19 protein-coding genes (1 of these 19 only partly in view) are annotated in these 19,203 nt (G+C 33.7%); 13 read left to right on the top strand and 6 right to left on the bottom strand.

Annotated features, from left to right (window positions below):
* The first annotated feature begins 51 nt into the window (after positions 1 to 51).
* The 10 genes from dnaA (at position 52) to scpA (ending at position 10,158) form a co-directional block, all read left to right on the top strand.
* Complete coding sequence (gene dnaA, locus J0383_RS15955) at positions 52 to 1,479, top strand: chromosomal replication initiator protein DnaA (RefSeq protein WP_207294981.1); 1,428 nt, start codon at positions 52 to 54, stop codon at positions 1,477 to 1,479.
* Positions 1,480 to 1,487: 8 nt separating this feature from the next.
* Positions 1,488 to 1,955: a low molecular weight protein-tyrosine-phosphatase gene (locus tag J0383_RS15950; protein ID WP_207294980.1), complete on the top strand. Its 468-nt coding sequence runs from the start codon at positions 1,488 to 1,490 to the stop codon at positions 1,953 to 1,955.
* Positions 1,956 to 2,015: 60 nt separating this feature from the next.
* Positions 2,016 to 2,729 carry an SAM-dependent methyltransferase gene (locus J0383_RS15945; protein WP_207294979.1) on the top strand — a complete coding sequence of 238 codons (714 nt, stop codon included), beginning with the start codon at positions 2,016 to 2,018 and terminating at the stop codon, positions 2,727 to 2,729.
* A 22-nt stretch (positions 2,730 to 2,751) separates the two neighbouring features.
* A complete protein-coding gene (locus J0383_RS15940; protein ID WP_207294978.1) occupies positions 2,752 to 3,234 on the top strand; it encodes an energy transducer TonB in 483 nt (160 codons plus the stop codon).
* Entirely contained in the window at positions 3,218 to 4,345 is a 1,128-nt protein-coding gene (locus J0383_RS15935) for a methionine aminotransferase (protein WP_207298713.1), read from the top strand. The genes J0383_RS15940 and J0383_RS15935 overlap by 17 nt, the downstream gene beginning before the upstream one ends.
* 75 nt (positions 4,346 to 4,420) lie before the next feature.
* The gene (locus J0383_RS15930; RefSeq protein WP_207294977.1) at positions 4,421 to 5,302 is read left to right on the top strand and encodes an SDR family oxidoreductase; all 882 of its coding nucleotides are present in this window, start codon (positions 4,421 to 4,423) and stop codon (positions 5,300 to 5,302) included.
* A 264-nt stretch (positions 5,303 to 5,566) separates the two neighbouring features.
* Complete coding sequence (udk, locus tag J0383_RS15925) at positions 5,567 to 6,175, top strand: uridine kinase (RefSeq protein ID WP_207294976.1); 609 nt, start codon at positions 5,567 to 5,569, stop codon at positions 6,173 to 6,175.
* An 86-nt stretch (positions 6,176 to 6,261) separates the two neighbouring features.
* Positions 6,262 to 6,594, top strand: a complete 333-nt coding sequence (locus J0383_RS15920; RefSeq protein WP_207294975.1) for an FtsB family cell division protein — start codon at positions 6,262 to 6,264, stop codon at positions 6,592 to 6,594.
* Between the two features lie 18 nt (positions 6,595 to 6,612).
* A complete protein-coding gene (locus J0383_RS15915; protein ID WP_207294974.1) occupies positions 6,613 to 7,974 on the top strand; it encodes a methylmalonyl-CoA mutase subunit beta in 1,362 nt (453 codons plus the stop codon).
* A gap of 42 nt (positions 7,975 to 8,016) precedes the next feature.
* Positions 8,017 to 10,158 carry a methylmalonyl-CoA mutase gene (gene scpA, locus J0383_RS15910; protein ID WP_207294973.1) on the top strand — a complete coding sequence of 714 codons (2,142 nt, stop codon included), beginning with the start codon at positions 8,017 to 8,019 and terminating at the stop codon, positions 10,156 to 10,158.
* A gap of 28 nt (positions 10,159 to 10,186) precedes the next feature.
* Here scpA and J0383_RS15905 read toward each other — a convergent pair whose 3' ends face one another.
* The 4 genes from J0383_RS15905 to dapF form a co-directional block, all read right to left on the bottom strand.
* A complete protein-coding gene (locus tag J0383_RS15905; RefSeq protein WP_207294972.1) occupies positions 10,187 to 10,831 on the bottom strand; it encodes a peptidoglycan-binding protein LysM in 645 nt (214 codons plus the stop codon).
* A 393-nt stretch (positions 10,832 to 11,224) separates the two neighbouring features.
* On the bottom strand, positions 11,225 to 12,265 hold the full coding sequence (mltG, locus tag J0383_RS15900) for an endolytic transglycosylase MltG (protein ID WP_207294971.1): 1,041 nt from the start codon (positions 12,263 to 12,265) through the stop codon (positions 11,225 to 11,227).
* A gap of 6 nt (positions 12,266 to 12,271) precedes the next feature.
* Positions 12,272 to 12,811: a GNAT family N-acetyltransferase gene (locus J0383_RS15895; protein WP_207294970.1), complete on the bottom strand. Its 540-nt coding sequence runs from the start codon at positions 12,809 to 12,811 to the stop codon at positions 12,272 to 12,274.
* A gap of 64 nt (positions 12,812 to 12,875) precedes the next feature.
* Entirely contained in the window at positions 12,876 to 13,658 is a 783-nt protein-coding gene (gene dapF / locus J0383_RS15890; protein WP_207294969.1) for a diaminopimelate epimerase, read from the bottom strand.
* 163 nt (positions 13,659 to 13,821) lie between these two features.
* Here dapF and J0383_RS15885 point away from each other — a divergent pair, with 163 nt between their 5' ends.
* Positions 13,822 to 15,222: a Do family serine endopeptidase gene (locus J0383_RS15885; protein WP_207294968.1), complete on the top strand. Its 1,401-nt coding sequence runs from the start codon at positions 13,822 to 13,824 to the stop codon at positions 15,220 to 15,222.
* 199 nt (positions 15,223 to 15,421) lie between these two features.
* Entirely contained in the window at positions 15,422 to 16,870 is a 1,449-nt protein-coding gene (locus J0383_RS15880) for a glyceraldehyde-3-phosphate dehydrogenase (RefSeq protein ID WP_207294967.1), read from the top strand.
* A 61-nt stretch (positions 16,871 to 16,931) separates the two neighbouring features.
* On the opposite strand, the gene J0383_RS15875 is transcribed toward J0383_RS15880, so the two are convergent.
* Complete coding sequence (locus J0383_RS15875) at positions 16,932 to 17,390, bottom strand: Lrp/AsnC family transcriptional regulator (RefSeq protein WP_207294966.1); 459 nt, start codon at positions 17,388 to 17,390, stop codon at positions 16,932 to 16,934.
* A 200-nt stretch (positions 17,391 to 17,590) separates the two neighbouring features.
* Between J0383_RS15875 and ald the strand changes: the two genes are divergently transcribed.
* Positions 17,591 to 18,709, top strand: coding sequence for an alanine dehydrogenase (ald, locus tag J0383_RS15870; RefSeq protein ID WP_207294965.1), 1,119 nt, complete (start codon positions 17,591 to 17,593; stop codon positions 18,707 to 18,709).
* A 124-nt stretch (positions 18,710 to 18,833) separates the two neighbouring features.
* Here the strand turns inward: ald and pafA are convergent, their stop codons facing one another.
* Positions 18,834 to 19,203 carry the final stretch of an alkaline phosphatase PafA gene (gene pafA, locus J0383_RS15865; RefSeq protein WP_207294964.1) on the bottom strand. The gene runs 1,250 nt beyond the window's last position, so 370 of the gene's 1,620 nt are visible here — the last part of the coding sequence; its start codon lies off the right edge, out of view; its stop codon occupies positions 18,834 to 18,836.

The raw sequence follows: 19,203 nt of genomic DNA, 5'->3' as shown, positions 1-19,203 counted from the left end.
CCTTTTTTATAGGAGAATCTTTAACAATAATATAAAAATTTATTTGAATCTATGACTAAAACTGCTCAATCGGTATGGGAAAACTGTTTGTCTTTCATAAAGGACAATATTCAAGATCAAGCATACAAAACTTGGTTTGAACCAATCAAATCAGTTGAGCTAACCGATAACGCGTTATATATTCAAGTTCCAAGTAAATTTTTCTACGAGTGGCTAGAAGAACACTACGTAAAATTATTGAAAGTTGCGCTTACCAAAGAACTGGGAAAAAACGCAAAGTTACTCTATAAAATTAAAATGGAGAACACTTACGGAAACAAACAGCCATTTACCGAGCAGCTGCCAAGTTCCAACAGAGTTCCAATGAAACCGCAAGAGGTTGACGCTCCGTTTAAAAACTTAAATCCAGAGCTGAAAAATCCATTTGTAATTCCGGGAATCCGAAATTTAAAAATTGAATCTCAATTAAATCCTAATTATAGTTTTGATAATTTCCTTGAAGGAGACTCAAACCGTTTAGCTCGTTCTGCCGGTATGGCTGTTGCCAACAAACCGGGAGGAACTTCTTTTAATCCATTGCTGATTTTTGGAGGAGTTGGTTTAGGAAAAACACACTTAGCACACGCCATTGGGGTTGAAGTAAAAGATAAATATCCAGAAAAAACCGTTTTATATATTTCTGCTGAAATCTTTACACAACAATATATTGATTCTGTAAAAAAGAATAACCGTAACGACTTTATTCATTTTTACCAATTAATTGATGTTTTAATTATTGATGATGTTCAGTTTTTATCAGGAAAATCAGGAACACAGGACGTGTTTTTCCACATTTTCAATTACTTGCACCAAAACGGAAAACAGGTAATTTTAACATCTGACAAAGCGCCTGTTGACATGCAGGATATTGAACAGCGTTTATTATCTCGTTTCAAATGGGGATTGTCTGCAGAATTGCACCAGCCTGATTATGAAACCCGTATCTCAATCTTAAAAAACATTTTATATCGTGATGGTGTTACTATGCCGGAAGATATTTTAGAATATGTTGCCCGCAACATCAAATCGAATGTTAGAGAACTTGAAGGCGCTATCATTTCGTTAATTGCTCAATCTTCTTTCAATAAAAAAGAAGTGACGATCGAATTAGCAAAAAGCGTTGTTGAGAAATTCGTTAAAAATGTTAAGAGAGAAATCTCTATCGATTATATCCAAAAAATTGTTTCAGATTATTTCCAATTAGATATTGAAACACTTCAATCTAAAACGAGAAAGAGACATGTGGTACAAGCAAGACAATTAGCCATGTTCTTTGCCAAGAAATTCACTAAAGCTTCTTTGGCAAATATTGGTTCCCAAATTGGAGACCGTGACCACGCTACGGTATTACACGCTTGTAAAACGGTTGACAATTTAGTTTCTACAGACAAACAATTCAAAAAATTTGTCGAAGACATCAATAAAAAACTAACGCTTTAATACTCATCATGCCTATAAAAATCTTAATGGTTTGTCTGGGGAATATCTGCAGGTCTCCTTTAGCAGAAGGGATTTTAGCCTCAAAATTACCTCAGGATAAATTCGTTGTAGATTCGGCTGGAACAGGTTCTTGGCATGTTGGTCATTGTCCGGATAAGCGCTCGATAGAAGTTGCCCGAAAAAACGGAATCAACATCAGCTCACAAAAAGGCAGACAAATCCAAAGTTCTGATTTTGACAAATTCGACTACATTTATGTAATGGACAATTCGAATTTTCGCGATGTTATTCATTTAGCCAAAACTCCAGAACATAAAAATAAAGTTCGTTTGATTCTAAACGAATTATTTCCAGATGAAAATGTTGACGTTCCAGATCCGTATTATGGTTCTGCAAACGGTTTTGACAATGTTTACCAAATGCTGGACGAAGTAACTGATCTAATTGCTGATCAGCTTCTGAAAAAACACTCCTAATTCAATTCAATTGTTTCTGAAACAGAGATAATTGAATTTTTTAATTTTAAACAAAAACTCATGAAACTTTTTGGCAAATTATATCTTATCCCAACTACAATGGGCGAAAGTGATCCAATGGATGTTTTACCTCAAACCGTTAGAAGAACGATAGAAGTTATCGACCATTATATTGTTGAAAATGATAAAACTGCCAGAAAATCTATAAAAGCAGTCTATCCAGAAAAAAAACAATCTGAATTAGTTCTTTTTACCTTAAATAAAAGAACAGAAACCAGCGAACACAATGATTTCATAAAACCTTTATTAGAGGGGATAAATATGGGATTAATGAGCGAAGCCGGCTGTCCGGGCGTTGCAGATCCAGGTGCAGCAATTGTAAAATTGGCTCACGAAAAAGGAATTCAAGTTGTGCCTTTAGTTGGTCCTTCTTCTATCCTACTGGCCATGATGGCTTCTGGAATGAACGGCCAAAGCTTTACCTTCAACGGATATTTACCAATCGATAAAGACGAGAAGAAATCGGCAATACGTCACTTCGAAAGATTATCTCAGGACAAAAATCAATCGCAATTATTCATTGAAACTCCATATAGAAACAACAAATTGATTGAAGATCTTTTACAGATTTTAAATCCGTCAACCCATCTTTGCATTGCTGCTGATATTACGCTTCCAACAGAATTCATTAAAACGATGAAAGTTTCGGATTGGAAAAAGTTAAAAATTGATATTGACAAACGTCCTGCAATTTTTATTATTCATAAAATGTAAATTACTTTATAAATCTTTATTTATGAAAAGAATGTCGGCTCTGCTATTCCTTGTATTAACACAATGCATTTCTTCAACAGAAAAAAAAGCTTCAAAAGACACTGACTTTAGCAATTCTGTATCGAAAATAGATACAAATGCCGACGTTACTGAAATTAAAATAAAGGAAGACACCAAAGTATACAATATTGATTCAATAGATGTAAAACCCGAATTTGAAAAAGGAATTAAAAAGCTCCATAAATTCATTAGGCAAAATTATAGATATCCAGAAGAAGAACTTCAGGTAAAAGGAATCGTTGATGTAAATTTTATAGTTGAAAAGGATGGTTATTTAAGCAATATAATAGTTGTTAAAGATGCAGACTTTGGAACTGGAAACGAAGCAATTCGCATTCTCAAAAAATGCCCCAGATGGACACCTGGAACACTGAACAAAAAACCCGTAAGAGTTCGTTATTACTTAACGATTCCAATAAATACAAATGATGAGCAAACTCCCTAACGTAACCACAAGCATTTTTACGGTAATGTCAAAAATGGCAATCGAATACAATGCGATAAACCTTTCTCAGGGATTTCCAAATTTTCCAGTTGACGAAAGACTGACCGATATTGTCGCGAGATTAGCTAAAGAAAATGTTCACCAATATACACCAATGGCAGGTTATCCACCATTGATGAATAAAATTGCGAAATTAACTCAGAGTTCTTATAACAGAACAATCAATCCAGATACTGATCTTTTGGTTACGGCCGGAGCAACACAGGGAATTTTCACTACGATTTTAGCTTTAGTAAAAGAAAATGATGAAGTAATTATTCTCGATCCGAGTTATGATTCGTATGAATCTCCCGTTTTACTCTGCAAAGCAAAACCTGTTCGAGTAGCATTAAACGACGATTATACTCCAAATTGGGAAAGAATCGAAAAAGCATGTTCTGTGAAAACCAGAATGATGATTATCAACAATCCGCATAATCCAACTGGGAAAATTTTAACAGAGAATGATTTTGTTCAACTAAAAAAACTTCTTGAAAAACATCCAGATATCATCATTTTATCTGATGAAGTTTACGAATACATTACTTTCGAAGAGAAACATATTTCGGCACATACTAAAGATTTTCTTTTAGACCGTTGTGTGATGGTTTCTTCTTTTGGAAAATCATTTCATATTACAGGCTGGAAAATTGGTTATACCATTGCCCCTGAACATTTAATGAAAGAAATCAAAAAAGTGCATCAGTTTTTGGTTTTCAGCGTTAACAGTATTTCTCAATTTGCGATCAGCGAATATTTAGATGTTGTGGATGTAAATCTTCTTGGAAAATTCTATCAGGAAAAAAGAGATTATTTTCAAAAATTACTTCAAAACAGCCGTTTCGAATTAAAACCTTGTGAAGGAACTTATTTTCAGGTGGCTTCTTATGCCAACATTTCAGATCAAGACGATGTGAGTTTCTGTAAAAATCTCATCATCGATCATGGAGTAGCCGCAATACCAATTTCAACTTTTTATTCGGATCATAAGGACCAGAAATTAATACGTTTCTGCTTTGCAAAAGACAATCATACTTTAGAATCAGCCGCTAAAAAATTATGCGATATATAAAGTTTTTTAAAATTTTATAACAATATTATGCGTGCATCCTATTTTATTTAATTAATATTGCAAAAAAAGAAAAGTATGAGCTATACAGATAAGATGTTACGAGACGACGCTTTGAAAGGTAAAGTCATTGTAGTTACCGGCGGCGGAAGCGGTCTTGGAAAAGCAATGACAAAATATTTTTTAGAATTAGGTGCTCAGGTTGCCATTACTTCCCGAGACTTAGAAAAACTAAAAAATACTGCTTCAGAGCTTGAAAAAGAAACAGGAGGCAAATGTTTACCTCTTCAATGTGATGTTCGTCATTACGAAGAAGTTGAAAACATGCTGCAGGAAACTTTAAAAGCTTTCGGAAAAGTAGATGTTCTTTTAAACAATGCGGCTGGAAATTTTATTTCACCAACAGAACGTTTATCTGCAAACGCTTTTGATACTGTTATTGATATCGTATTAAAAGGTACCAAAAACTGCACGCTCGCTTTTGGAAAACATTGGATTGACACCAAACAAACATCGGCAACGATTTTAAATATAGTTACTACTTACGCATGGACAGGTTCTGCGTATGTTGTACCAAGTGCTACAGCAAAAGCGGGAGTTTTGGCTATGACCAGAAGTCTTGCGGTAGAATGGGCAAAATACGGAATCCGTTCTAATGCTATTGCTCCGGGTCCATTTCCAACGAAAGGTGCTTGGGACCGATTATTGCCGGGTGATCTTTCAGAAAAATTCGATATGGCCAAAAAAGTTCCCTTAAAAAGAGTTGGAGATCATCAGGAATTAGCCAATTTGGCTGCTTATTTAGTTTCTGATTTTTCAGCTTATGTAAATGGAGACGTTATTACAATTGATGGAGGTGAATGGCTGAAAGGTGCGGGACAATTCAATTTATTAGAAGCAATTCCAGAAGAACTTTGGGATCAGCTTGAAATGATGATAAAAGCAAAAAAGAACAAATAATTACAAGTGCTTACTAAATTCAGAATATTTTTTTAAAACTATACTGATTGCACCAAATCCCGAAGGTTTACTTTCGGGATTTTTTTTAAAATAAAAATAAACATTTTAACCATATAGGTGATATAAGTTCAGTTAAGTACTGTTTTGCTTAAAAATTTTTCCGCTTAAATTTACTTATATTACTTATATGGTTTAAAACACATAATATGTTTAGCAATTCACTTAAATTATTATTTTTGCGAAACAAATTATAACATCAAATTTATGCTCATTATAGGAATCGCAGGAGGAACAGGAAGTGGAAAAACAACGGTAGTACACCAAATTATGAATGAATTACCAGATACAGAAGTGGGCGTAATTTCTCAGGATTCTTATTATAAAGAAACTACCAATTTATCTTTCGACGAAAGAGCATTAATTAACTTTGATCATCCTCGTGCTATTGACTTTGAATTACTGGTAAAACACTTAAAAGCTTTAAAAGCCGGAGAAACTATTGATCAGCCGGTTTATTCTTTTATTCAGCACAACAGAACGGACGATACGGTATCAACTCACCCAAGAAAAGTAATGATTGTGGAAGGTATTTTAATTCTGACCAATCCGGAATTACGTGATATGTTTGACATTAAAATTTTCGTTCATGCTGATTCTGATGAAAGATTAATTCGTCGTTTAAAAAGGGATATTTCTGAAAGAGGAAGAGATATTGACGAAGTTTTAAACCGTTATCAAAACACCTTAAAACCTATGCATGAGCAGTTTATCGAACCTTCTAAAGCTTTTGCTGATATTATTATTCCAAACGACAAATACAATACGGTAGCGATTGATGTAGTTCGTGCTGTAATTAATCAAAGAATTTTATAATTTTTATTGTAAATTTAATCCATAAAAATTAGAAGTAATCCGAACTAGAGACAACTCTCCAATTCAAAAGAAATATTCGTTTAAAAATGAAATTTAAAAATCCTTATAAAGATAAAAAATGGTTTAAATACCTGGGAAACAAATACGTTTGGGTTTTACTGTTCTTTATAATCTGGATGTTATTTTTAGACAATTACTCCTATTTTGATCATCGTTTTTTAGACCAGCAGATTAATGAACTCCAAGACAATAAAAAATATTATCAGGAAGAAATCAAAAAAGATCAGGAACAGATTAAACAACTTAAAAATCCTGAACAAATAGAGAAATATGCTCGCGAAAAGTACTTCATGAAAAAAGACAGCGAAGATATTTACATCATACACTTTGAGGGAGATACTATTCAAAAAGAAGAATAATCAAGAAAAAAACAACCAATGGCTAACCTATTCGACGATTTTAATCCGATTTCATCCAAACAATGGAAACAAAAAATTCAGTTTGAATTAGATGGAGCCGATTATAACGAAACTGTAATTTGGAATTCTCCAGAAGATATTCAGGTTAAGCCTTTTTATCACAGAGATGAGTTTTCCAAATCAGCTTCTGTTAACACACAGGCTTCTCATTTTAAAATCTGCCAGAATATATTTGTTCACGACATTGAAAAATCGATTCGAAGAGCAAACAATACACTTGAAAGAGGCGCTGAAAGTTTACGTTTTACAATTCAAAACGAAAATATTGACATTACTAAACTATTGGAAAATATTCCTTTAGAAAATAAAATTGTTTACTTCAATTTAAGCTTTCTCTCAATCGATTTCGTTAAAAAATTAAACCAAATTTCTATTGCTCGAAAAGCAGTTTTTTATTGCAATTTAGATCCAATTGGTCATTTGGCACGAGAAGGAAACTGGTTTTTAACTTCTGATAAAAATAATTTCGAGACACTTGAGAAAATTTCAAAGGAAGCTCAAAATCTTTCTTTACTAAGTATTGATTCAGGTTTATACCAAAACGCCGGAGCCAATATTACACAGCAAATCGCTTACAGTTTAGCACATGCTAATGAATATTTAAATCGTTTTCCTGATTTTACAAAACCTATTGTTTTTCAAATTGCCGTTGGAACCAACTATTTTTTTGAAATCGCAAAGCTTCGCGCTTTAAGAATGCTTTTTAAATTAATTGCTGCAGAATATAATCCAAATTTAGACTGTCATTTTTTGGTAACGCCAACAAAACGAAACAAAACGATTTACGATTACAATGTCAATATGCTTCGCACCACAACCGAATGTATGTCGGCAATTCTAGGCGGTGCAGATGCAGTGGCAAATTTACCTTATGATTCATTGTATCACAAGGACAATGAATTTGGGGACCGAATTGCCCGTAACCAGTTGTTAGTTTTAAAACACGAAAGTTACTTTGACAAAGTAGACAATCCTGCCGACGGAAGCTATTATATAGAAAGTTTAACAATGCAACTTGCTGAAAAAAGTCTGGCATTATTCAAAGATATTGAAGCGAATGGTGGATTCCTAAAACTTTTGAACGAAGGAATTATCAAGAAGAAAATTCAGGAAAGTGCCAATAAAGAACAGGAATTATTCGATTCAAAAAAAGAAATCTTGTTAGGCACCAATAAATATCCCAATAAAGATGACAAAATGAAACATGATTTAGAATTGTTCCCTTTTGTAAAAATCAAACCAAGAAAAACATTAATTACCCCTATAATAGAAAAAAGATTAGCTGAAAAACTGGAACAGGAAAGGCTGGAACAGGAATAATCTAAATGGTAATTTAATATTTAAATAAACCGAAAAGCGTCTATGACAAGAAAAGACCTTACACATATAAAGTTAGATGTTAAAAGTAAAGAGCTAAGCGAGCAAACGCATAATCCTTCACACTTAACCTATAACTTCACCACAGCCGAAGGAATCGAGATTAAAAAAAACTATTCTGAAAAAGATATAGAAGATTTAGAATTTCTTGATTTTGGGGCTGGCTTTACTCCAAATCTTCGCGGACCTTATGCTACGATGTATGTTCGTCGCCCGTGGACAATTCGCCAGTATGCCGGATTTTCGACTGCAGAAGAAAGCAATGCTTTTTACAGAAGAAATCTTGCTGCGGGACAAAAAGGACTTTCTATCGCTTTTGATTTACCAACACACCGCGGTTACGATTCAGATCACGAACGAGTAGTTGGGGATGTTGGAAAAGCTGGAGTCGCCATAGATTCTGTAGAAGATATGAAAGTATTATTCGATCAGATTCCGTTAGACGAAATGTCGGTTTCGATGACTATGAATGGCGCTGTTCTTCCTATTATGGCTTTTTATATTGTTGCTGCTGAAGAGCAGGGAGTTGAATTGAATAAACTTTCTGGAACCATTCAAAATGATATTCTAAAAGAGTTCATGGTTCGTAATACGTATATCTATCCTCCTGCTCCATCGATGAAAATTATTGCAGATATTTTTGAATTTACAAGCAAAAAAATGCCGAAATTCAATTCGATCTCAATTTCAGGATATCACATGCAGGAAGCCGGAGCAACAGCTGATATTGAATTAGCTTATACCCTTGCCGACGGTTTAGAATATATTAGAACAGGATTATCAACCGGAATGACAATCGATGAATTTGCTCCCCGCCTTTCTTTCTTTTGGGCTATTGGAATGAACCATTTTATGGAAATTGCCAAAATGAGAGCCGGCCGAATGATCTGGGCAAAATTGATTCAGCAGTTTAATCCAAAAAGTGATAAATCATTAGCATTACGAACACATTGCCAAACCAGCGGATGGAGTTTGACAGAACAAGATCCGTTTAACAATGTTGCCAGAACTTGTATTGAAGCCGCAGCTGCAGCTTTTGGCGGAACGCAGTCTTTACATACAAATGCTTTGGATGAAGCTATTGCACTACCAACAGATTTCTCAGCCAGAATTGCTCGTAATACTCAGATTTATTTACAGGAAGAAACCAAAATCACCAAAACGGTAGATCCATGGGGAGGAAGTTATTATGTTGAAAAGCTTACCAATGATATTTTAGAAAATACTTGGAAACTTATTAATGAAGTTGAAGAGTTAGGCGGAATGACCAAAGCTATTGAAGCTGGAATACCAAAACTTCGAATTGAAGAAGCTGCCGCAAGAAAACAAGCTCGTATTGACAGCGGGCAAGACATTATTGTCGGAGTAAATAAATTTAGATTAGAAAAAGAAGATCCGCTTCATATTTTAGATGTTGACAACCAAATGGTACGCCGACAACAAATTGAGCGATTGGAACATATTAAAGCAAAGCGAGATACTCAAAAAGTAAATCAGTCACTTGAAAAATTAATTCACTGCGCTAAAACCGGAGAAGGTAATTTATTAGAAATCGCTGTTGAAGCTGCTAGAAATAGAGCCACATTAGGTGAGATCAGTTTTGCCCTTGAAAGCATTTTTGGAAGGTTTAAAGCGCAGATTAAATCTTTTAGCGGTGTGTATAGTGCAGCAATAAAAAACGACGAAAATTTTGAAAAAGCAAAGCAGTTAGCCGATGCTTTTGCTAAACAAGAAGGAAGACGTCCTCGAATTATGATCGCCAAAATGGGACAAGACGGTCACGATCGCGGCGCAAAAGTAGTAGCGACAGGTTACGCCGATGTAGGTTTTGATGTAGATATTGGTCCTTTATTCCAAACTCCTGCAGAAGCTGCAAAACAAGCTGTTGAAAATGACGTTCATATTTTGGGCGTTTCATCTCTAGCGGCTGGACATAAAACGCTGGTTCCGCAAGTTATTGAAGAACTTAAAAAACATGGACGTGAAGATATTATGGTAATTGTAGGCGGTGTAATTCCGGTACAGGACTATCAATTCTTATTTGATGCGGGCGCCGCAGCCATTTTTGGTCCTGGAACCAAAATAAGCGAAGCTGCCATACAAATCCTAGAAATACTAATAGATTAAAAAAGCCCCGATTTACGGGGCTTCTTTTTTAATTGTCAATTGTGGCATTATTATCTGCCTCAATAAAAGAAAGATCATAGCCTGCAAAATCTCTTAAGTAACTTTTTAAAGAAGTTCCAAAAGCATCTCTAAAATGCCTGTTGCCTCCATGCTTAAAAAAGTTCTTTACTGATCCTGCACCTCCTAAGTGTGCTGCCGCTAAAATTCCCGATTCGGTGATTTTAACGCCATTAATGACTTTTCCTTCATACTTTTCGATTTCATTACGCAAAATCCATTTGTTTTTGGATAATAGCGCTACGAAAGCTTTTTCCTGTAAAGCAGGATCTTTTAAGAAGTCCTTGTCATCACTGATACCAATTGCACGTAAAGCTTTAGAACCAAATTGATATTTTCCCATATACCCCAGCGAATTCACTAATTTGTATTTTCCCTGAGATTCTTTAAAAGCGACTGCTTCTTTAAAACCGATAAGACGTTTTCCGGTATATGGAACGTTTAGATTTACTTTAGGATAATCATCCTTTTCTTCAGACGGAAACATGTATTCTGCGCCATCTGTTTTTTCTGTTAGAAACCACGGTTTGGTTTCGACACTAAAGGGTTTAAAACCCAAACTTAAAAATGTAATAATTACGATCAAACTCGCATAAAAATACCACTTCTTTATCATAAATTGTTTTTCTTCAAATCGCTGTCACCTCTTTGAAATTTCTACGATGCAAAAGTAATTAAAAACAAAAAAATCTGATTATCAGTGATTTAAACGATAATCAAAATTCTGCCAATTCCAGTTAAGCCCTTTAATTACGCAAGGTTCGAGAGGAAATCTATCAATAAATTTTAGAGCAAAAACAGGAAAAACAAATTTAAAAAAAGTGCAATTTTATATCAATTTTAGGTAAATTCGATTAAAAAGAAAGAAATAACTTACAATTTAAAATGTAAATTTTGTAAGATTTTTATATTTAAATAAAAGAAAGCTCTCAATCCTTTTCAAAAATTTGAATCAGATTGAAAGCTTTTTTTAAGTTATTTTGAATTGAAAATTATTCGAAAATCAAAGTTATCTAGTTACCCCTTGACTGGCAATCCAGTCTGAATATCTTTTAGCATTTTTAGTATGATCTGCATAATTGGATGCAAATTCATGATAACCGAAACGATCTACACTAGCACAAAAGTAAATATAATCGTGTTTTTCTGGGTTTAAAACGGCTTCAAGAGCTGTAATATCCGCCATTGCAATTGGTCCCGGAGGAAGTCCGATATTTACATAGGTATTATAAGGAGATTTCATAATCAAATCATTATAAAACACTCTTTTAATAACTTGATCAAAATCATTGTCTCTTAATTTTAAAGCATAAATAACCGTTGGATCTGCTTGTAATGGCATTTCAAGACGTAGACGGTTTAAATAAACTCCAGCAATACGTGGTCTTTCATCTCTTTTAACCGATTCTTTATGTACAATTGAAGCCAAAATAGAAACCTGAACAGGAGTCAATCCTTGTTTTTTAGCTTGCTCGATTCTTTCAGGAGTCCAGAATTTATGATATTCTTTGATCATTTTATCACGGAACTTTTCTGCAGATGTATTCCAATATACCTCATATGTATTTGGGATAAACATCGCAAAAACATTCTCTTCATTAAATCCGTTTGCTTCTAAAAAAGCAGGATCTCTAAAAGCTTTTAATAAAGAAGTACTGTCTGCTTCAATTTCTGAACCTACTCTACCAGCAAAGTTCTCTAAGCGTTCTTGATTGTTAAATGCCAATTTTACTGGAACATTAGCGCGCATGGCACGAACTAAATCAATATTATTCATATCTTTTTTAAGAAGAAAACGTCCTGGTTTTACATTTTCAGGATAACTTCTTTTGCTTGCCACTAATTCAAAATTGTCAAAATTCTTAATATATGGTGCTAATATCTTTTTAACATCACTGTAATTCGATCCCGTTGGCACATGCACATACACTTCATTTTCTTCAAATTTAGTATTGGCACTAAAAATTCGGCTGATTAAAATAAATCCGTAAATCAACAAAACAGAAATTACGGCTACAGCGGTTATGGTGATGATTTTTTTTAAGTTCAAAGTTTCTTAAGTTTTAAATGTTTTATTGATTAACTGGAAAATTGCTTCGTCGTAATAGTGGTTATTCAGCAAAATCCAATCTTTTTTAATTCCTATTTTCTCAAAACCAAATTTAGTAAAAAGAGCTATACTTGCTTCATTATTTGTACTAATATTTGCATAAATCTGATGGAGATTTAAATTGAAAAAAGAGTATTTTATTAAAAGTTCTAATGCCTCAGAACCAATATTTTGTCCTCTATTTTCATTCTTCTGAATTACGATACCAATCCCTGCCCTATTATTTTTCGGGTCAAATTCAAATAAATCTATCAAACCAATAGCAGGAAAATCTTCATCCTGACAGATAGCCAGACGAAGCTGTTTTGCTTCATAAATATCCTGCTGTGCATTTTCGAGATATTGTCTAATCAGATATCGGCTGTATGGTGTATTGGTATTACTGACTTCCCAAATGCTTTGATCGTTTTCCATAGAATATACAAATTCTAAATCCTCGGGTTCAAGTGCACGAAGATAAATGGATTCGCCTTTGAGTGTGATCATCTGATTTTTAGATTATTGAATTTAAAATTAAAGATTGTGATTGAGAATTTAAAAATTGGATGTATTAAATTTCTATAGTGCCTTTAAAAACAAATTTGGCTGGTCCGGTAAGAAATACATTTGTATAATGATCATTTTCTTTATCAAAAGAAACAACCAGTTTTCCTCCTTCAACATTTAAATTGATAGAAGTTTTATCTGTTTCTCCAATGGCATTCATAGCAATTGCTACAGCTGTTGCACCAGTCCCGCAAGCCAAGGTTTCATCTTCAACACCTCTTTCGTAAGTACGAAGCGAAAATGTTCCATCATCAACTTTCTTTACAAAATTAACATTACTTCCTTTTTCACCGTACAATTCGCCGTAACGAATAGCTGCACCATTTTCTTTTACATTATAATGCTCTAAATCATCAACAAGCTGAACATGATGTGGTGATCCTGTATTTAGAAAAGTATAAGAATCTTTTTTTTGTACTTCATTCACATCAATCATCTGAAGAGATACAATGGCATCATCACCTACAGAAGCATGATGAAGTCCATCTGTAGCTATAAAAGTAGTTTTATCATCAATAACACCAAGCTGATTGGCAAAGGCAACAAGGCATCTTCCGCCGTTTCCACACATCGAACTTTGATTTCCATCTGAATTGTAATATACCATTCTGAAATCAGTTTCAGAATCATTTTCAAGCAAAATAAGTCCGTCTGCCCCAATTCCGAAACGTCTGTCACACAGACGCTCAATAAGTTTTACATCATTTTTTGGAAAGAAATCTGAACGATTATCAATCATTACAAAATCATTTCCAGTTCCTTGATATTTATAAAATTCTATTTGCATTTTTTAGTTGTTAGAAATACAAAAGTACGAACTATTAATTAATGAAATGTTAATCATTGTTAAAGAGCGTTAAACCATTTTTTCAAATAATTTTTTGGCATAATTTTACGTTACTAAATGTTAAAAACAAATATCTAAACAACTCAAAAAAATAAACTGTAATATGAAAAAATTTTCAACCTTATTTTTAGTTTCACTTCTAAGTGGTGCTACTACACTTGGTGCTTACAAGTTATTATTTGACGGCAGTGATTCACTTTTAGGAAAAGGAAATTCTGTTGTTACCCTTGCCCCTAATTCATATGGAAAAACAGTTGGATTACCCGGAGATGCAGTTGATTTCACCGAAGCAGCTGATAAAACAATCCACACCGTTGTGCACGTAAAAAATGTATCTAGAAGAACAATTAGCAACCCAATGCTGGAATTCTTTTACGGATATGGCGGACAACAGCAGCAAGAACAGGTTGGAACTGGTTCTGGTGTTATTATTTCTGAAGATGGTTATATCGTAACCAACAATCACGTTATCAAAGATGCTTCTGAAATTGAGATTACCTTAAACAACAAAAAATCATACAAAGCGAAGCTTATAGGAACGGATTCTAAAATGGACATCGCATTATTAAAAATCAATGCTGATGAAAAATTACCTTACACTGCATTTGCAAATTCAGATTCTGTTAAAGTTGGAGAATGGGTTTTGGCAGTTGGTAACCCTTATAATTTAACATCTACTGTTACTGCTGGAATTGTTTCGGCGAAAGCCAGAAATTTAGACCAAAGCGGAATTCAGTCATTTATTCAGACAGATGCCGCAGTTAACCCAGGTAATAGCGGTGGAGCGTTAGTAAATACAAGAGGAGAATTAATTGGAATTAACACCATGATTTCGTCAATGACAGGATCGTATGTTGGATATTCTTTTGCTGTTCCATCTAATATTGCCCGAAAAATTATTGAGGATATTATGGAATATGGAAATGTGCAGAGAGGAATTCTGGGCGTTGAAGGCGGCGAACTTAATAGCACAGCTTCAAAAGAATTAGGCGTTACAGAAACTCAAGGTTTTTACATCAATAAAGTTTCGAAAAACTCTGGCGCAGAAAAAGCTGGGCTTACAAAAGGTGATATTATTGTAAAATTAGACGATCAAAACATTTCTACTTTTGCTGATCTTTCTGGTTACATCAATACAAAACGTCCTAACGATGTTGTAAAAGTAACGTATATAAAAGACGGCAAAACTAAAACAGTTCCTGTAACTTTAAGTAAAAATGAATTCTTCAGCACTGAATTTAAAGGAATTGAATTAGAAAATATTGACGCTGCCGATAAGAAAAAATTCAGAATTGATTATGGTGTAAAAATTAAAAACATCACTAATGAAAATTTGATGCAGTATCAAAATGAATTACAAGGCAATATCATTTTAAGTATTGATAATGTGAAAGCAACAAATGTTGAAACCGTTTCAAAACTTTTGAACAAAAAAGATGAAGGACAAAGCGTTCGTATCGAAATGATCAACAAAAACGGGGAGATATTCAGAATTATTATATAGTCGCAATTTTCGGTCACAGTTTTTAGTATAACAAAACTGTAAACAGTGACTCCGACTGAAAACAAATAAAAAGCCATCTTAAAAATTTAAGGTGGCTTTTTTGTTTTCAAAAATAAATGCTAAAATAGTTTACGAAATCGATTGAAATAGATACTTTTGCGCAAAATTTTAAAATAGTGAGCATTTTATTTTTTCAATTATGAGTAACAAATCATTGTACCAAAAAGAGGTAACATTACAAGTTGACCGACGAAAAGCCGGTGTCGAATTAATCAAAGTCATAAGCGATTTATGGTATGACAAATCCATCGAAATGGTTTTATTCAAAAATCAATTATTGGATAAAAACGTAAGCGATATTATTAACCTTCATCAATATGCTGGTGAATTTGTGGGTAAACCAATCACTATTTTTGATTCGGTTGAAATCGCAAAAGTTGTTTTATCCTTAGATCTTCCACCAGCCAAAATTGACTTGGGAAAACTAACTTACGAATATCGTTTAGAAGATGAAAAATATCCTGATGCACGATATTTTGTTATTGAAAAATTGAAAAAAGCAAAATCTTCTAAAGAAATACAACCTAAAGATGTTGTTTTATATGGTTTCGGAAGAATTGGGCGTTTATTAGCAAGAGAGCTAATGTCAAAAACCGGAAAAGGAAATCAACTGCGTTTAAGAGCTATTGTAACGCGTGACAAAAATGATGCATCGAGTTTAGAGAAACGAGCTTCTCTATTGCGATATGATTCTATTCATGGCGATTTTCAGGGATCTGTAATTGCCGATCCAAAAAATAATGCTTTGATTATTAATGGAACAACAGTTCATATCATTACTGCAAATTCACCTGAAGAAATTGATTATACAACATACGGAATCAATGATGCTTTAGTAATTGACAATACAGGTGCTTTTACAACAGAAGAAGCCCTAAAAAGACATTTAACTTCAAATGGAGTAAACAAAGTTTTATTGACCGCACCTGGAAAAGGAGTTCCCAATATTGTTCATGGCGTTAATCATAATGATTTTAATCCAGACGAAATAAGTATATTTTCGGCAGCTTCTTGCACCACAAATGCTATTACACCAGTTTTAAAAGTGGTGGAAGAAAGTCTTGGTGTTGTAAAAGGGCATTTAGAAACCATTCATGCTTACACTAACGACCAGAATCTCGTTGATAATATGCACAGAAAATACCGCCGCGGAAGAGCTGCAGCTTTAAATATGGTCATTACCGAAACCGGAGCAGGAAGCGCTGTAGCAAAAGCTTTACCATCATTAGAAGGGAAATTAACTTCAAATGCAATTCGCGTTCCGGTGCCAAATGGATCACTTGCTGTTCTAAATTTAGAAGTTAAAAAAGCAACATCAATTTCTGGAATCAATAAAATCATGAAGAAATATGCTCTTGAAGGAGAATTGGTAGAGCAGATAAAATATTCTTTAAACAACGAATTAGTTTCGTCTGACATTGTAGGAACTTCTGCTCCATCTATTTATGATAGCAATGCTACAATTGTGTCAAAAGACGGAAAAAATATAGTCTTATACATCTGGTACGATAATGAATACGGATATAGCCATCAAGTTATTCGTTTAGCAAAATATATTGCCAAAGTAAGACGTTATACCTATTATTAATTCAACCAAAACTAACTTTTTTCTAAAACCATCGGGAGTTCCTGATGGTTTTTATTTTGTTTTAAATAGGCAGAACTGTGGTACTCTTCACTTCCGAAATAACAAAAACAGTATTAATTAGAGAAACTTCTGGAAGAACCGATAATTTTTTCTGATGAAAATGATGATAGCTTTCCATATCCGGAATGATAATTTTAAGCATGTAATCAAAATTTCCAGAAACATAATTACATTCTACAACTTCGGGTAGATTTAAAATTGACTGATTAAATCCTTCAGACGTGTCATAAGTTTGTTTTACGAGTGTGACCTGACAATAAACTGTCAAATTATTTCCCAATTTTTTCTTGTCTAAAAGCGTCACATATTTTTCGATAATACCATCTTTTTCAAGACGTTTCACCCTATCATGAACAGGTGTCAAGGACAAATTTATTTTGTTTGCAATATCTTTTAAAGTATAATGCGCATCTTCCTGTAAAAGACGTAAGATTTTTTTGTCAATTTCATCTAAAGCCATAACGAAAACGTTTTATTAAAATAAGCTGATTTAGTCATTTTTTCTTTTTGGAGAATCAATTCTTAACAGAATCAGAATATTTTTCTGTAAAAGTAAAAAATAAAATAATATTTTCTTATTTATCGCATGTTAAACCATAATTTATTCTCTATCTGTAGATTTGTAAAAACAATTTCAATAAAAACAAAAAATATAACAAAATGATAATAGGTGTTCCTAAAGAAATAAAAAATAACGAAAACAGAGTTGCTCTAACTCCTGCCGGTGTTTCTGAAATGAAAAAACACGGACATACAGTTTATGTACAATCTACTGCTGGTTTAGGAAGTGGTTTTGCTGATGCAGAATATGCTGAGGCTGGTGCAGTAGTTTTACCAACTATTGAAGAAGTTTATGCAATTGCAGAAATGATCATCAAAGTAAAAGAGCCAATTGCTTCTGAATACCCATTGATCAAAAAAGATCAATTATTATTTACTTATTTCCACTTTGCATCTTCTGAGGAATTAACGCATGCAATGTTAGAAAGAGGAGCTGTTTGTTTAGCTTACGAAACGGTAGAGAAAACAGACAGAAGTTTACCATTATTAGTTCCAATGTCTGAAGTTGCAGGTCGTATGGCAATTCAACAAGGAGCAAAATATCTTGAAAAACCATTAAAAGGAAGAGGAATTCTTTTAGGAGGTGTTCCAGGTGTACCACCAGCGAAAGTATTAGTTTTAGGTGGAGGAATTGTAGGAACTCAAGCTGCTAAAATGGCTGCTGGATTAGGTGCTCAAGTAACTATCATGGACTTAAGCTTGCCACGTTTACGTCAATTAGACGATATTATGCCAGCTAACGTAAATACCGAAATGTCTAACCATTATAATATTACAAGAGCAATTAAAGATGCTGACTTAATTGTTGGAGCAGTTTTAATTCCAGGAGCAAAAGCACCTCACTTAATTACTCGTGATATGCTTAAATTAATGCGTCCAGGAACTGTTGTTGTTGATGTCGCTGTTGACCAAGGAGGATGTATTGAAACTTGTACTCCAACAACTCACGAAAACCCAACTTTCATTATTGACGATATCGTTCACTACTGTGTTGCTAATATGCCGGGAGCTGTTCCTTACACGTCTACTTTAGCTTTAACAAACGCAACTTTACCTTATGCTGTACAATTAGCAAACAAAGGATGGGAAAAAGCATGTGCAGAAAATGAAGAATTGAAAAAAGGATTAAACGTAGCTAATGGAAAAATCCTTTACAAAGGAGTTGCTGAAGCTTGGAATCTTCCTTTTAACGAAGAAATAGTATTAGCAAACGCATAGTGCTAATACTTATATAAGTGCTTACTAAGTCACTATTATAAAGGCTTTTCTTAATTGAAAAGCCTTTTTTTATGCATAAGAAAAACCTGTCTCACACAAGACAGGTTTAAAATAGTATATTTTATTATTTCTTGTTATCAAGAACTTCAGTCATTACCTTAGCTTCAGTTCCGTTTGGAAAAGTAACTTTAATTTTCTGAGCTATTGTCGGAGCAATTTCTGTAATAGCCTTTTTATCATAAGATTCTCCTTTCTTAATATTCCATCCGTAGAAAATGGCCGGAACGTGTGTATCATAACTATAAATAGTTCCGTGAGATGTACCAGTAGTTGAATATTCTATATCTCCCGGCTTATCTACAATAACTAAATCACCGTTTTGTGTTACATCATATCCTTTTGCTACAAAATTAAGAGAATAATCATTTCCAGCATTTGCCAAAATTTCTTCTTCTGTATAAACTTTTTTAACTTGAGGCTGAGTAATTAAAAAT

The organism is Flavobacterium endoglycinae, assembly GCF_017352115.1.
In the GTDB taxonomy this organism is placed as follows: Bacteria; Bacteroidota; Bacteroidia; order Flavobacteriales; family Flavobacteriaceae; genus Flavobacterium; species Flavobacterium endoglycinae.
The sequence above is the reverse complement of the archived record's forward strand: the minus strand, read 5'-3'. Positions and strand labels throughout refer to the sequence as shown.

Coding starts and splice junctions, on each gene's coding strand:
- dnaA (WP_207294981.1), top strand. CDS start 52: ATGACTAAAACTGCTCAATCGGTATGGGAAAACTGTTTGTCTTTCATA.
- J0383_RS15950 (WP_207294980.1), top strand. CDS start 1,488: ATGCCTATAAAAATCTTAATGGTTTGTCTGGGGAATATCTGCAGGTCT.
- J0383_RS15945 (WP_207294979.1), top strand. CDS start 2,016: ATGAAACTTTTTGGCAAATTATATCTTATCCCAACTACAATGGGCGAA.
- J0383_RS15940 (WP_207294978.1), top strand. CDS start 2,752: ATGAAAAGAATGTCGGCTCTGCTATTCCTTGTATTAACACAATGCATT.
- J0383_RS15935 (WP_207298713.1), top strand. CDS start 3,218: ATGAGCAAACTCCCTAACGTAACCACAAGCATTTTTACGGTAATGTCA.
- J0383_RS15930 (WP_207294977.1), top strand. CDS start 4,421: ATGAGCTATACAGATAAGATGTTACGAGACGACGCTTTGAAAGGTAAA.
- udk (WP_207294976.1), top strand. CDS start 5,567: ATGCTCATTATAGGAATCGCAGGAGGAACAGGAAGTGGAAAAACAACG.
- J0383_RS15920 (WP_207294975.1), top strand. CDS start 6,262: ATGAAATTTAAAAATCCTTATAAAGATAAAAAATGGTTTAAATACCTG.
- J0383_RS15915 (WP_207294974.1), top strand. CDS start 6,613: ATGGCTAACCTATTCGACGATTTTAATCCGATTTCATCCAAACAATGG.
- scpA (WP_207294973.1), top strand. CDS start 8,017: ATGACAAGAAAAGACCTTACACATATAAAGTTAGATGTTAAAAGTAAA.
- J0383_RS15905 (WP_207294972.1), bottom strand. CDS start 10,831: ATGATAAAGAAGTGGTATTTTTATGCGAGTTTGATCGTAATTATTACA.
- J0383_RS15895 (WP_207294970.1), bottom strand. CDS start 12,811: ATGATCACACTCAAAGGCGAATCCATTTATCTTCGTGCACTTGAACCC.
- dapF (WP_207294969.1), bottom strand. CDS start 13,658: ATGCAAATAGAATTTTATAAATATCAAGGAACTGGAAATGATTTTGTA.
- J0383_RS15885 (WP_207294968.1), top strand. CDS start 13,822: ATGAAAAAATTTTCAACCTTATTTTTAGTTTCACTTCTAAGTGGTGCT.
- J0383_RS15880 (WP_207294967.1), top strand. CDS start 15,422: ATGAGTAACAAATCATTGTACCAAAAAGAGGTAACATTACAAGTTGAC.
- J0383_RS15875 (WP_207294966.1), bottom strand. CDS start 17,390: ATGGCTTTAGATGAAATTGACAAAAAAATCTTACGTCTTTTACAGGAA.
- ald (WP_207294965.1), top strand. CDS start 17,591: ATGATAATAGGTGTTCCTAAAGAAATAAAAAATAACGAAAACAGAGTT.